16 protein-coding genes are annotated in these 13,977 nt (G+C 60.2%); 8 read left to right on the top strand and 8 right to left on the bottom strand.

The features are described from left to right. Positions 1 to 274 precede the first annotated feature (274 nt). The 8 genes from AC13QY_RS27270 (at position 275) to deoA (ending at position 8,236) form a co-directional block, all read left to right on the top strand. Entirely contained in the window at positions 275 to 1,270 is a 996-nt protein-coding gene (locus AC13QY_RS27270; RefSeq protein ID WP_092714625.1) for a BMP family lipoprotein, read from the top strand. A gap of 80 nt (positions 1,271 to 1,350) precedes the next feature. Continuing rightward, positions 1,351 to 2,862 carry an ABC transporter ATP-binding protein gene (locus tag AC13QY_RS27265; RefSeq protein ID WP_113391014.1) on the top strand — a complete coding sequence of 504 codons (1,512 nt, stop codon included), beginning with the start codon at positions 1,351 to 1,353 and terminating at the stop codon, positions 2,860 to 2,862. A 7-nt stretch (positions 2,863 to 2,869) separates the two neighbouring features. Then, entirely contained in the window at positions 2,870 to 3,973 is a 1,104-nt protein-coding gene (locus AC13QY_RS27260; RefSeq protein ID WP_113330623.1) for an ABC transporter permease, read from the top strand. A 10-nt stretch (positions 3,974 to 3,983) separates the two neighbouring features. Next, complete coding sequence (locus tag AC13QY_RS27255; RefSeq protein WP_113330647.1) at positions 3,984 to 4,955, top strand: ABC transporter permease; 972 nt, start codon at positions 3,984 to 3,986, stop codon at positions 4,953 to 4,955. Between the two features lie 4 nt (positions 4,956 to 4,959). Then, positions 4,960 to 5,352 carry a cytidine deaminase gene (locus tag AC13QY_RS27250; protein ID WP_069610963.1) on the top strand — a complete coding sequence of 131 codons (393 nt, stop codon included), beginning with the start codon at positions 4,960 to 4,962 and terminating at the stop codon, positions 5,350 to 5,352. Then, entirely contained in the window at positions 5,349 to 6,155 is an 807-nt protein-coding gene (locus tag AC13QY_RS27245) for a purine-nucleoside phosphorylase (RefSeq protein ID WP_488494287.1), read from the top strand. Before AC13QY_RS27250 ends, AC13QY_RS27245 begins: the two co-directional genes overlap by 4 nt. Then, complete coding sequence (gene deoC / locus AC13QY_RS27240) at positions 6,152 to 6,925, top strand: deoxyribose-phosphate aldolase (protein WP_488494286.1); 774 nt, start codon at positions 6,152 to 6,154, stop codon at positions 6,923 to 6,925. Before AC13QY_RS27245 ends, deoC begins: the two co-directional genes overlap by 4 nt. A 3-nt stretch (positions 6,926 to 6,928) precedes the next feature. Beyond that, positions 6,929 to 8,236, top strand: coding sequence for a thymidine phosphorylase (gene deoA, locus AC13QY_RS27235; protein WP_269245659.1), 1,308 nt, complete (start codon positions 6,929 to 6,931; stop codon positions 8,234 to 8,236). A gap of 47 nt (positions 8,237 to 8,283) precedes the next feature. Here the strand turns inward: deoA and AC13QY_RS27230 are convergent, their stop codons facing one another. From AC13QY_RS27230 to AC13QY_RS27195, 8 genes are all read right to left on the bottom strand, one after another. Next, a complete protein-coding gene (locus AC13QY_RS27230; RefSeq protein WP_113351456.1) occupies positions 8,284 to 8,808 on the bottom strand; it encodes a TIGR02281 family clan AA aspartic protease in 525 nt (174 codons plus the stop codon). 126 nt (positions 8,809 to 8,934) lie between these two features. Further along, the gene (gene upp, locus AC13QY_RS27225) at positions 8,935 to 9,564 is read right to left on the bottom strand and encodes a uracil phosphoribosyltransferase (protein ID WP_015338410.1); all 630 of its coding nucleotides are present in this window, start codon (positions 9,562 to 9,564) and stop codon (positions 8,935 to 8,937) included. A 102-nt stretch (positions 9,565 to 9,666) separates the two neighbouring features. Continuing rightward, on the bottom strand, positions 9,667 to 9,972 hold the full coding sequence (locus AC13QY_RS27220) for a HigA family addiction module antitoxin (protein ID WP_113330628.1): 306 nt from the start codon (positions 9,970 to 9,972) through the stop codon (positions 9,667 to 9,669). Positions 9,973 to 9,981: 9 nt separating this feature from the next. After that, positions 9,982 to 10,278, bottom strand: a complete 297-nt coding sequence (locus AC13QY_RS27215; protein ID WP_113330629.1) for a type II toxin-antitoxin system RelE/ParE family toxin — start codon at positions 10,276 to 10,278, stop codon at positions 9,982 to 9,984. 62 nt (positions 10,279 to 10,340) lie between these two features. Continuing rightward, complete coding sequence (locus AC13QY_RS27210; RefSeq protein WP_183812503.1) at positions 10,341 to 11,312, bottom strand: adenosine deaminase; 972 nt, start codon at positions 11,310 to 11,312, stop codon at positions 10,341 to 10,343. Further along, entirely contained in the window at positions 11,309 to 12,529 is a 1,221-nt protein-coding gene (locus tag AC13QY_RS27205) for a phosphopentomutase (protein ID WP_113391021.1), read from the bottom strand. Before AC13QY_RS27205 ends, AC13QY_RS27210 begins: the two co-directional genes overlap by 4 nt. Positions 12,530 to 12,657: 128 nt before the next feature. Continuing rightward, the gene (locus AC13QY_RS27200) at positions 12,658 to 13,230 is read right to left on the bottom strand and encodes a TadE/TadG family type IV pilus assembly protein (RefSeq protein WP_113395924.1); all 573 of its coding nucleotides are present in this window, start codon (positions 13,228 to 13,230) and stop codon (positions 12,658 to 12,660) included. Between the two features lie 14 nt (positions 13,231 to 13,244). Next, positions 13,245 to 13,865, bottom strand: a complete 621-nt coding sequence (locus AC13QY_RS27195) for a TadE/TadG family type IV pilus assembly protein (protein WP_113351453.1) — start codon at positions 13,863 to 13,865, stop codon at positions 13,245 to 13,247. Positions 13,866 to 13,977: the final 112 nt, after the last annotated feature.

Here is a 13,977-nt window from a genome sequence, read left to right as displayed (position 1 = left end):
GAACTGGCGGTTGCGGAGAGCTGAGCGGCAGCTGTTCTGACCAATAAAATTGCAGTTTTGGCCCGAAATTGTTTAAAAAACGGGTCGTTTGGATGGGTTTTCACCAATTCCCACAAATCTTTACCAACTGAAAAATTTCTCGTGAATTTTTCGTGCAGCCATGCAAGGATGCGCGCCAGCTTGGCCTCGGGGGAGGCCGGCAGTTCCGCAGACTTGCCCGATCAACGGGCTTGCGGGAGGACCCAACAAGATAGAAACAATAGGGCTGCACCACATGAAAAAATCCCTTTTGACCCTTTTCGCCCTGGCTGCCATGTCGGCAACGGCGCTTGCGGCCGATATCAAGCCGGCAATCGTCTACGGAACCGGCGGCAAGTTCGACAAGTCCTTCAACGAAGCTGCCTATAACGGCGCTGAAAAGTTCAAGAAGGAAACCGGCATCGCTTACCGCGACTTCGAGCCGACGGGCGACACCCAGGGCGAACAGGCACTGCGCAACTTCGCCAGCAAGGGTTTCAATCCGGTTATCGCTGTTTCTTTCGCCTGGACCTCCGCGCTGCAGAAGGTTGCTGCCGAATATCCGAAGACCGAATTCGTTCTGATCGACGATAGCCTCGATCTGCCGAACGTCCGCTCGGTCAAGTTCAAGGAAAACGAAGGCTCCTATCTCGCCGGTGTCATGGCCGCCATGGCTTCGAAGACCGGCAAGGTCGGCTTCGTCGGCGGCATGGACATTCCGCTGATCCGTAAGTTCGAATGCGGTTACGAGCTTGGCGCACGCGCCACCAATCCGAAGATCGAAGTCTTCCAGAACATGACCGGCACGACCGGTGCCGCCTGGAACGATCCGGTTCGCGGCGGCGAGCTCACCAAGAACCAGATCGACCAGGGCGCCGATGTTGTTTACGCGGCTGCCGGTGCCACTGGCCTCGGCGTGCTGCAGACGGCCGCCGACAACAAGAAGCTCTCGATCGGCGTTGACTCCAACCAGAACTACCTGCATCCGGGTTCCGTTCTGACCTCCGTCGTCAAGCGCGTCGACCTCGCAGTCTACAATGCCTTTAGCGATGCCAAGAACGGCAAGTTCACGGCCGGCACCCAGGAACTCGGCCTGAAGGAAGACGGCGTCACCGTTGCCATGGACGACAACAACAAGCCGCTCGTCACTCCGGAAATGCAGACTGCGGTCGACAAGGCGCGGACCGATATCGTCGCTGGCACCATCAAGGTCCACGACTATCTGACCGACAACGCCTGCCCGAAAAACTGATATGAAATAAGGGCGTATGACGGAGCAAAAACGTCATACGCCCTTTTCTTATCCGGAAACCGGTTTCTGGAGCCCCTATAGTGAACCAAATCTCCGCCATCGAGCTCGTGGGCATCGACAAGAAGTTCGGTGCTGTCCACGCCAATAAAGATATCAACCTGACCGTCGCCAAGGGCTCGATCCACGGGATCATCGGCGAAAACGGTGCCGGGAAATCGACTCTGATGTCGATCATCTACGGCTTCTATCATGCTGATAGCGGCGAGATCCGCATCAACGGCAACCCGATCGCCATCCGCGACAGCCAGACGGCGATCGCAGCCGGTATCGGTATGGTGCACCAGCATTTCATGCTGGTCGACAATTTTACCGTCCTCGAAAACGTCATGCTGGGCGCCGAAGGCGGCGCACTTCTCGCCAAGGGCGTTGCGGCCGCGCGCGCCGAGCTCAACCGGCTGGAGAAGGATTACGGCCTGGAAGTCGATCCGGACGCCTTGATCGAGGAACTTCCCGTCGGCCAGCAGCAGCGCGTCGAGATCCTGAAGGCGATGTATCGCGGCGCCGAGATCCTCATTCTCGACGAACCTACCGGCGTTCTGACGCCGGCCGAAGCCGACAATCTCTTCCGCATCCTTCGCGTGCTACGCGACCAGGGCAAGACGATCATCCTCATCACCCATAAGCTGCGCGAAATCATGGCGATCACCGATACGGTATCGGTCATGCGCCGCGGCGAAATGGTTGCCACCCGCAAGACGGCAGAAACCACCGTCGAGGAATTGGCCGAGTTGATGGTCGGACGCCGCGTGCTGTTGCGTGTGGAGAAGGGCGCTCCCAATCCGGGCGAAATCCTGCTCTCGGTGCGCAATCTCACCGTTAAGGACGGCCGTGGCGTCACCATGGTCGACAATGTCTCCTTCGATGTCCGCGCCGGCGAGATCGTCGGCATCGCCGGCGTCGCCGGCAACGGCCAGTCCGAACTGCTGGAGGCCATCGCCGGAATCCGCAAGCCGGCTTCGGGCGAAATCCTTCTGCACGGCAAGCCGATCGGCAACGCCGATCCCGCAGCACTCCGTGACCTTGGCCTTGCCCATATTCCCGAAGACCGCCATCACATGGGCCTCGTCCTCAAGTTCGAGGAATATGAGAATTCCATGCTCGGCTATCACCGCGACCGCAAATACGGGCGCGGCGGCATGCTCGATCTCGATGCCATGCGCAAGGATGCGATCGAGAAGATCGAGAAATACGATATCCGCCCGCCAAATGCGCGGCTGAAGACCGCCAATTTCTCCGGCGGCAACCAGCAGAAGATCGTCGTTGCCCGCGAGATCGAGCGCGACCCGAAGGCGCTGCTGATCGGTCAGCCGACGCGCGGCGTCGATATCGGTGCCATCGAATTCATCCATCGCCGCATCATCGAGATGCGCGACGCCGGCAAGGCGATCCTGCTGGTGTCGGTGGAGCTGGATGAGATCCGTGCGCTTTCGGACCGTATCCTCGTCATGTTCGCCGGCCACATCGTCGGTGAAAAGTCGGCTGAGGCCGGTGAACAAACACTCGGCCTGATGATGGCCGGCATTGCCGCGTGAGGCGTATATGAGCACGGCTTCCGTTCCGCTCCCGAACTGGATCACCTACGGCCTGATCCCCCTTCTCAACCTGATTGTTGCCTTCCTGATCTCCGGCCTCGTCGTCTGGTTCATCGGCGAGAGCCCGCTCGATGCGCTCGTGCTGCTGCTGCAAGGTGCTCTCGGCAGCGGCGAAGGCATCGGCTTCACGCTGTATTATGCGACGAGCTTCATCTTCACCGGCCTTTCGGTCGCCGTCGCCATCCATGCCGGCCTGTTCAATATCGGCTCGGAAGGTCAGGCCTATCTCGGCGGTCTCGGCTGTGCCCTTGTGGCGCTGACACTTGACCGCTACGTGCCTTGGTACGTGACCATGCCCTTTGCTGTCATCGGCGCGGCGATTTTCGGTGCGCTTTGGGCCTTCATCCCGGCCTGGCTTCAGGCCAAGCGCGGCAGCCACGTCGTCATCACGACGATCATGTTCAACTTCATCGCTTCGGCGATGATGAACTTCCTGCTGGTGCATGTGCTGATTGTGCCCGGCAAGATGGCTCCCGAGACCCGCACCTTTCTGGAGGGCGGCCAGCTGCCGAAACTTGGCTGGTTAATGGATCTGTTCGGCTCGACCATCGGTGCTGCGCCGCTCAACGTCTCCTTTCTGATCGCGCTCGTCATGTGCTTCCTCGTCTGGGTGCTCATCTGGCGCACCAAGCTCGGCTATGAAATGCGCACGCTCGGCCTCAGCCCCACCGCTGCGGTCTATGCCGGCATTCCCTATGCCCGCACGGTCATCATCGCCATGCTGCTTTCCGGCGGCCTTGCCGGCATGATGGCGCTTAATCCCGTCATGGGCGCTTCCGCGCGTCTGCAGGTGGAGTTCGTGCTCGGTGCAGGCTTCGTTGGCATTGCCGTGTCGCTGATGGGGCGCAATCATCCACTGGGCATCATCGTGGCGGCGATCCTGTTCGGCATTCTCTATCAGGGTGGCGATGCGCTCTCTTTCGACATGCCGAACATCACACGCGACATGATCGTGGTGATCCAGGGTCTCGTCATCCTGTTTGCCGGTGCGCTCGAATATATGTTCCGACCTGCGCTTGTGCGCATCTACCAGACATTCGCCAGGACGTGAGGATCGGACGATGGATTATTATGATCTTCTCATCAGCATATTGGGCTCGACCATCCGCCTGTCGATTCCGTTGATTTTCACAGCGCTGGCAGGCCTGTTTTCCGAGCGTGCCGGCATCTTCGATATCGGGCTTGAAGGCAAGATGCTGGCTTCGGCCTTCGCTGCGGCCTGCGTCGCCTCGATCAGCGGCTCGCCATGGGCCGGTCTTGGCGCCGGTGTTCTCGTCTCCGTCCTCGTCGGTCTGCTGCACGGCTTCGCCTCGATTACCAATCGCGGCAACCAGATCGTTTCGGGCGTCGCGATCAACTTCCTGATGGCCGGCTTGACCATCGTTCTCGGCCAGGCCTGGTTCGGTCAGGGTGGCCGGACGCCGACTTTGCCTGCTACCGCCCGCTTTTCCGGCATCACCCTGCCGGGCGCCGATGCCCTTCGTGACGTTCCGTTCATCGGGCCGCTCTATGCGAATGTCATCTCGGGCAACAATATCCTGACCTATCTCGCCTTCCTCACGGTGCCGATCTCCTGGTGGATCCTCTATCGCACCCGCTTTGGTCTGCGGCTGCGTGCGGTCGGTGAAAATCCGGGCGCGGTCGATACCGCCGGCATCTCGGTCGAATGGCTGCGCTATCGCTCGCTCATCGTTGCCGGCATTCTCTGCGGCTTCTCCGGCACCTATCTTGCCATCGCCCAGTCGGCCGCCTTCATCAACAACATGTCGGCGGGCAAGGGCTATATCGCTCTCGCCGCACTGATCTTCGCAAAATGGAAACCGGTGCCGGTCATGTTTACCTGTCTCCTGTTCGGCTTTCTCGATGCCTTCGCCAATTTCATGCAGGGCAAGGCAGTTCCGGGCATTGGCGAGGTGCCGGTACAGATTTTCCAGGCGCTGCCCTATATCCTCACCTGCATCCTGCTTGCAGGCTTTATCGGCGTCGCCAAGCCTCCGAAGGCCGGTGGCGTGCCCTATACCAAGGAGCGCTAAACCCATGTCACATGATCTGTTCGAGGCCGCGCGTGGCGCGATGGCTTTCGCGCATGCTCCCTATTCGAAATTCCCGGTCGGCGCGGCGATCCGCGCCGAGGACGGCAAGATCTATACTGGCGCCAATATCGAAAACCTCTCCTTCCCTCAGGGCTGGTGCGCCGAACCGACAGCGATCGGCCAGATGATCATGGGCGGCGCCAAGAAGATCGTCGAGATTGCCGTCATCGCCGAGAAACTGCCGCTCTGCCCGCCTTGCGGCGGCTGCCGGCAGAAGATCGCCGAATTTGCCAGCAAGGAGACCCGCATCTATCTTTGCGACGAAACCGGCGTGAGGAAGACCATGACCATGGATGAGATGCTGCCCTTCAGCTTCGAAACGGAGGTGCTCGGATGAGCGCGGCCGTCGATATCCTCACCGAGAAGCTCGGCGAATTGAAGCCGCGCTATGGCATCATCCTGGGCTCCGGCCTCGGCTCTCTCGTGGATGAGGTCAAGGACGCGTTGCGCATCCCCTATGCCGACCTGCCCGGCTTCCCGGTCAGCGCCGTTTCAGGCCATGCCGGCACGCTGGTCGCAGGCAAGCTCGGCGATGTCCCGGTCATCATGCTCTCGGGTCGTGTGCATTATTACGAAAAAGGCGACGCCAATGCCATGCGCGAGCCGATCGAAACCCTGAAGGCGCTTGGCGTCGACACGCTGATCCTGACGAACTCGGCCGGATCGCTGCGGGAAGAGATGCCGCCGGGATCGGTGATGCAGATCACCGATCACATCAACTATTCCGGCATGAACCCGCTGATCGGCGAGGAGAGCGACAGGCGCTTCGTCGGGATGACGAGCGCCTATGATACCGACCTCATCATGCGCATGCGCAAGGCGGCGGAAAAGGCCGAGATCAAGCTTTCGCACGGCGTCTATATGTGGTTTTCCGGCCCGAGCTTCGAAACGCCGGCAGAGATCCGCATGGCGCGCATCCTTGGCGCCGATGCCGTCGGCATGTCGACGGTGCCGGAAGTCATCTTGGCGCGTCTTTTCGGTCTAAGGGTTGCCGCTGCCTCCGTCATCACTAACTATGGTGCTGGCATGACCGGCGGAGAACTCTCGCATGAAGAGACGAAAGACATGGCTCCGGTCGGCGGCGCACGCCTTGCCGCCATCCTGAAAGAAATGATCGCGGATGAAGGAGACCCAGAATGACGGGCCATTCCCTGAGAGAAACGGCAGCCGTTGCGCTTTCCCTTCTCGACCTGACCAATCTGAAGGATGATTGCACGCCGGCGCAGATCGAAGCGCTGTGCGCCCGCGCGCAATCGCCCTATGGCAATACGGCCGCCATCTGCATCTGGCCGCGCTTCGTCGCGCAGGCGCGCGGCATTCTCGGCACCGATCATGCCGTGAAGATCGCGACCGTGGTGAATTTCCCCAGCGGCGATATGGAGGTGGCCGATGTGGCCGCCGAAGCGCGCGAAGCGATTGCCGATGGCGCCGACGAAATCGATCTGGTCATTCCCTATCGCGCCTTCCTGGCCGGCAATGAACAGGCCGTTACCGATATGGTCGCCGCCGTGCGGGCAGAATGCAAAGGCCCGGTGCTTTTGAAGACCATCCTCGAAACCGGCGAAATCAAGGATACCGCGCTGATCCGGCGCGCGTCGGAACTTGCGATCGACGCCGGCTCCGATTTCATCAAGACGTCCACCGGCAAGGTTGCTGTCAACGCGACGCTCGAGGCTGCCGACATCATGCTGCGGGCCATCCGCGCCAGCGGTCGCAAGGTCGGCTTCAAGCCTGCCGGCGGCATCGGTTCCGTTTCCGATGCGGCGCTTTATCTGAGCCTTGCCGAGACCATCATGGCACCAGATTGGGCCATGCCGTCGACCTTCCGCTTCGGTGCATCGAGCCTGCTCGACGATATTCTGAACGTGCTGGCCGGCGGCGAGTCCAAGACGGCATCGTCAGGCTACTGATCCATGATCCCGCAGGAGATCATCCGCCGGAAGCGTAACGGCGCCACCCTCTCGGCCGCCGATATCGATGCGTTTATCGGCGCATTGGGGCGTGGCGAACTGGCGGAAAGCCAGATCGGCGCCTTTGCCATGGCCGTCTGGTTTCGCGGCATGACGCGCGAGGAGACGGTGGCGCTGACGCTGGCCATGGCCCGCTCCGGCGATACACTCTCCTGGGACGGCATCGGCAGGCCGATCGCGGACAAGCACTCGACCGGTGGTGTCGGCGACAACGTCTCACTGATGCTGGCGCCCATTGCGGCCGCCTGCGGCCTCGCCGTGCCGATGATTTCCGGCCGTGGTCTCGGGCATACTGGCGGCACGCTCGACAAGCTGGAATCCATCCCCGGTTACGGGATCACGCCGGATGCGGCCCGTTTCCGCAAGGTCGTCGAAGAAGTCGGCTGCGCCATCATCGGCCAGACCGGCGCGCTGGCTCCCGCTGACGGCAAACTCTATGCGGTGCGCGATGTGACCGCGACCGTCGATTCCGTACCGTTGATTACAGCGTCCATTCTGTCGAAGAAACTGGCGGCCGGGCTGGAAACGCTGGTGCTCGACGTCAAGATCGGCAGCGGCGCCTTCATGACTTCGCTAGAAGAGGCCGAGACGCTGGCGCGCTCTCTGGTGGAGGTGGCGAACGGCGGCGGGGTCAAGACTTCGGCTCTGATCACCGACATGAACCAGCCTTTGGCCGATGCGGCCGGCAACGTGGTCGAGCTTCAGAATTGCCTGGATTTCCTGAAGGGCAACAAGGCGGGCACGCGGCTCGAAACGGTCGTCCTTGCCTTTGCATCCGAAATGCTCGTTCAGGCCGGCATTGCCGCGAACGTTGGCGAAGCGGAGGGCAGGGCGCGCGAGGCTTTGGCATCCGGCAAGGCGGCGGAAATCTTCGGCCGCATGGTGCACGCGCTTGGCGGCCCTGCAGATCTGCTGGAACATCCGGATCGCTATTTGGCGAGTGCGCCGATTCAAAAGCCGGTTCTCGCCGTGGCCGATGGCTGGCTTGGCGCCTGCGATGCGCGCGGGATCGGCATGAGCGTCATCGATCTCGGCGGCGGTCGCCGTCGTCCGCAGGACAGGATCGATCATCGCGTCGGCTTTAGCGACATCCTGCCGCTCGGCACGAAGGTGAGCAAAGGTGACCGCATCGCCACCGTACACGCGGCGGACGAGGCAAGCGCGGAGAAGGCAGTGGCCGATCTTTCGGCCAACTATCGCCTTATGGAGGCGGCGCCGGCTTTGTCGCCCGTCATCCTCGGCAGGATCTGACGGACGCAGCCAGATAGGCGTAAGCGGCGCCCATGAGGTGGATTGTCTTACTGCTTCAGCACCAAATTGCCGTTCTGAACCCCGAAAGAGTTCAGCTTCTTCATGAAGCTCATACCGATCAGCGTCGTACCGAGCGCACTGTCCTTCGCCACCACGGCATCGACATTGCGAACGCGGATCGTCCCGATTTCCAGACGATCGAGTTTGATGTAGGCGACTTTGGAAGCGCCATTCGCGGTCTGGGCCGTGTAGCGATAGTCGAGATCGACGCCGCTGAAGCCGAGGCTGCGCGCCGTGCTCTCGTTCATTGCCACATAGGTCGCGCCGGTATCGATCATCCCGTGCACGGCGCGGCCGTTGATGGTGAAATCGCCTTCATAGTGACCGCCCGCATTGGCGCGCAGCTGAACGCTGCCATAGGAAACGGGAGCTTCCGCCTTCGGTGGAGCAAGCGAAACCGCTTCGACCGGTGCGGGTTTCGCGGCATGTTCGCTATAGCTGCTTACCAGCATCGGCACCTGGGTCGCCGCAACGGCGATGACACCGGCAAAGGCAAGAACACGAACGAGCATCGGCAAGGCCCCTCCTGTGGGCCATGCCATCTATAGGCCAAATGTGCTGAAAGGACGCTAATGCAATCAATAAAAAGCCCGACAGTTGAATAACTGCCGGGCTTCCTAAAAAGTATTAGAGCGGATTTACTTCGTGCCGTACATACGGTCGCCGGCATCGCCGAGACCGGGCACGATATAGCCCTTCTCGTTGAGATGGCTGTCGATGGCGGCGGTGAAGACCGGCACATCCGGATGTGCCTTGCGGAAATTGGCGATGCCTTCGGGAGCCGCCAGCAGGCACAGGAAGCGGATATTGTGGGCACCGCGCTCCTTCAGCTTCTCGATCGCGGCAATCGAGGAGTTGCCTGTTGCCAGCATCGGATCGACGACGATGATCAAGCGCTCTGAGATATCCTCGGGCGCCTTGAAGTAATATTCGACCGGCTGCAGCGTTTCGTGATCGCGGTAGACGCCGATGTGCGAGACGCGGGCTGAAGGCACCAGGTCGAGCATGCCCTCGAGCAGGCCGTTTCCGGCGCGCAGGATCGAGGCGAAGACCAGCTTCTTGCCCTCGAGGATCGGCGCATCCATCGGCTGCAGCGGCGTCTCGATGGTCTCGATGGTCAGTTCGAGGTCGCGCGTCACTTCGTAACAGAGCAGCGTCGAAATCTCGCGCAGCAGCCGGCGGAAGCTTCCCGTCGACGTGTCCTTCTTGCGCATGATTGTGAGCTTGTGCTGCACAAGCGGGTGATCGATGACAGTGACGCCGTCCATGGTTTCAGCCTTCCAGTAATTCCGTGATATGAGATGGTTCTTCCACGGAAATCGCCTCTGGTGCAAGAAAATAGGGAAAAACTCCCGATATCATCCCCAAACTCATGCCGCAGACAACGGACGGGCCCGCTCGATTCGTTCGCGCTCGTGCGGAGAGTGCATGACATCCCACAGGTCATTGCGCCGTTGCACGTTCAGCCAGAATTCCGGGCTATTGCCGAACACACGAGCAAGGATAAGCGCCGTTGCAGCCGTCACGCCGCGGCGATTATTGCATAGTTCATTCACATGCTTGCGCTGGACGCCCATGGCTTCGGCCAACGCACTTTGCGTCAGACCCATGGGCTCCATGAATTCTTCGACCAATATTTCGCCGACACTTGCCGGCTTACGTTTTGTCATCAACATCGCGATTGCCTACCGATAGCTATGGTCGTCCAGATAGATGTCCGCCGCTTCGCCACGACTACCATCCCATCGGAAGACAAGCCGCCATTTTTTGTTGACACGGACGGAGCAAAAACCCTCGAGATTGCCGCGTAATTTCTCGAAATGATTGCTGGAAGGGATCCTTAGATCTTGGTCCGTCACCGCATCATCGATCATCTGGAGCTTACGAAACAGCCGGCTATCCAGATCAGCCGGTATTTTCTTCGAGTGTACATCTTCGACAAAAAAATCACGCAGCCACTCATCTCGAAAGCTTACGATCATCCTTGGTTCCAGTATGAGTTAATGTACCGCCCTATGGTGCATATTTCAATCCTGAGCGTTGGTTACTTTAATCTCGCGAGCAATGCCGCCCGCGTCGCCTCGTCTACGAACGCCGCCTCGATCGCCGTGCGGGTCATGGCATCGATCTCGTCGTCGCTAAAGCCGAAGGCTGACGACGCCAGTTCGTATTCGCGCTTCAGCGAGGTGTGGAAGAAGGGCGGGTCGTCGGAGCTGATCGTCACCTTCACGCCGGCGTCGCGCAGCCTGCGCAGTGGGTGCGATTGGAAGTCCGGGAAGACGTTGAGCGCGATGTTGGAGCCGGGGCAGACTTCCAGCACGGTGCCAAGATCGCCAAGGCGCTTGACGAGATCCATATCCTCAATGGCGCGCACGCCATGGCCGATACGCTGCGGGCGCACCAGATCCACCGCGTCGGCGACGCTGAATGCGCCGCAGACCTCGCCGGCATGGATGGTTATGCCAAGTCCCGCCTCGCGGGCGATGTCGAAGGCGCGGGCGTAATCGGCGACGCGGCCCATGCGCTCCTCGCCGGCCATGTTGAAGCCTGTTATCAGCGGATTGTCGCTCTTGGCGGCATATTCCGCCGCCTTCACGACGCGCTCAGGCCCAAAGTGGCGTTCGCCGGTTACGATCAGCCGAGCCTCGATGCCGGTCTTTGCCTTGGCGGCACGGATGCCGGCGGAAACGCCTGCCATATAGGCGTCGGCGCCGAGGCCGATGCGATCGCCATGATCGGGCGAAACGATGAGCTCGCTATAGATCGTGCCAATGCCGGCCAGCTCTTCCAGATAGGTCTCCGTCAGCAGCGCATAGTCTTCCTCGGTGCGATAGACTTCTGAAACCTTGTCGTAGCAGAGGAGGAATTCGGCAAAATCCTTCCAAAGGTAAACACCGTCCTTGAGGAAGGCGCTGGTGTCTACCCCGTATTTCTCTGCTTGTGCGAGCGTCAATGCCGGTGGAGCTGCGCCTTCCAGATGGCAATGCAGTTCCACTTTCTTCAAATGCGATGTCAAAGGAAGCTCCTCCCGTGCGGCCCTGCCGCAATTCCCAGATGTTTCGCAACCGTTTCGCCGATATCGGCATAGGTCTGACGGACGCCGATGGAACGGGATCGAATACCTGGCCCGTAAGCCATGACGGGCACGCGCTCGCGTGTGTGATCCGTGCCGCGCCAGGTCGGATCGCATCCATGATCGGCGGTCAGGATGACGAGATCGCCCGCCTTCAGCTTCTTGTGCACTTCAGGCAGCCGCGCGTCGAATGCCTCGAGTGCTGCGGCATAACCCGGCACGTCGCGGCGGTGACCATAGACCATGTCGAAATCGACGAAATTGGTGAAGACCAGATCGCCATCCTCAGCTTCATCCATGGCCTTCAATGTCGCATCCATCAGCGCCATGTTGCCATTGGCCTTGATGACCCTGGAAATGCCCTGATGGGCGAAGATATCGCCGATCTTGCCGACGGCATGCACCGTGCGCTCTGCCTTGACGAGACGATCGAGCAGCGTCGGCTCAGGCGGCAGCACAGAGAAATCGCGGCGGTTTCCGGTCCGCTCGAAGGTCGCTGCTGTCTCGCCGACGAAGGGGCGGGCAATGACGCGGCCGATATTGTGAGAATCGAGCAGGGTGCGCACGATCTTGCAGAGGCCGATCAGCCGATCGAGCCCGAAATGCTGTTCGTGTGCTGCAATCTGGAAGACGGAGTCCGACGAGGTGTAGCAGATCGGCTTGCCGCTACGGATGTGCTCTTCGCCAAGCTTGGCGATGATATCCGTGCCGGATGCATGGCAATTGCCGAGAATCCCTGGCAGATCGGCGGCTTCGCAGATGGCCTTCACCAGCTCCGGCGGAAAGGCATCGCCCTCTGCCGGAAAGTAACCCCAGTCGAACATGACGGGCGTACCGGCGATCTCCCAATGACCCGATGGTGTATCCTTGCCGCGGGAAACTTCATTGGCGCAGCCATAAAGGCCGTAGAGTTTTTCCGGCATAGGCATGCCGGCGGGATAATTGCCCGTCGCCGCCTTGGCGATCTCCAGCAGGCCGAGACCGGACATGATCGGCAATGTCAACGGACCCTGACGCAGGCCCTCGCGATCGGCCGCGCCAGCGGCGCAGAACTCGGCGATATGGCCAAGCGTATCGGCGCCCTCGTCACCATAGCTTGCCGCATCCGGGCCGCCGCCTACACCGAAAGAATCCAGAACGAAGAGAAAGGCGCGCGCCATAGATCACCCGATAGAATGCCGTCACCCGGCAGGTCTTCCGGGCTATTGGACGTCACCCATATAACGGAGGCATCGACTTGGCAATTTTCCGTTTGGAAGCACCCGTCAGGCGCCTTTCCTCGGCGTTTTCAGCAATCGCTGCAGCTGATCGAAGTGCCGACGCGCTGCCGGTAATAATATTGCCGGCTGATGGTGATCTGGTTTGTGCCGCTTGGCAGGAAATTGGCACCGAAGCTGAGGAGCTGATAGGGCAGGGCAAGCTCGCTACGGACGAGGAATGTGCTCGCCTGGTTCATGTTGGCCGGCACCGTGACCGTGGAGCCTGGTGTGTACGGTCTGGTTCCGTCCTGCGCCCAGGACCAGGCGACGGTCGCCTTGCCGGCCGTGTCGATCGCAATGCCGGTGATCTTCAGCGTCAGGCCCGTCGTGCTATAGGGCGCGAAGATCGCGCCGGCAACGGAAGGCATGCCCGCAAGCACGGACTTGGTGACAGACGGCTGCTGCGAGACGATGTCCGCGATGGAACCTGCAGAACGGCTGGCACGTTTCGAGGCATTGAGGCCGACGGTAAGCTCGAAGGCACCGAGATAAAGCATCAGCAATACGGGAAAAAGAATGGCGAATTCGATCGCGCCGACGCCATCTTTGTCGCGAGCGAAGCGTCTTAGTACGCCAAGGCGCGTACTTTCTTTCCCGATCATGCTCTTGAGGCCGCTCACGGATAATTCTCGTTCTGAAAGGCTGCGGTTGCGACGATGAGATAGACCGACGCCGAGCCGTCGGTTGGATGTACGTTGGTAAGATAGGGGCGCAGCAGATCCGTTATGATCTGCCAGCGATAATAGGCGCGCACCATGTTCAGCGACTTGGCGCCGCCGGGTGTAAAAGTGAATCCGGTGGTGCTGAGATCGGAATAAGGATCGGTCGACGACTTGCGGGGGATCGTCGTCGGCATGGATGCGAAGCTCGAATAGCTCTCCACATCGAGATAGAGGTTCGCCGGCGTCTGTACTTCGGTGGAGGAGCAGGTAATGAGCACGGAAATCTGATTGCAGAATGCCTGTCGGAACTGCTGCGAAGTTGTATTGGCTGCCGTAATCTGTCCCGTCCGGATCTGGCGCGACAGAGTATCGACGGCGTTTGAGACGACTTGCTCCGCGGTAAAGGCGACGAAGGTTTCGATGATCGCAAAGACGATCAGAAAATAAGGGATCGCAAGCAGGGCAAATTCGATCGCTGCTGTCCCGTCCCGAGAACGCAGGAATTCACGCAAGCTGCTTCGGGCACTGCGACGTGCGCGGCCTGTATTGGCGTGAGGGGTATTATCTGGCGTCATGGGAAGTCCGCGGCGATTTACACGCGGACGACACTAGAATTGCTTTCTTGATAATCCGTTTCTCTTCTCTCTTCATATTTAGAGGAAACAAGGATTATCGTTTGCTGCTCAA

This window comes from Martinezella sp. CNPSo 3795, assembly GCF_057784475.1.
Note: the sequence above shows the minus strand (reverse complement) of the source record. Positions and strands in the feature narration are given on the sequence as shown.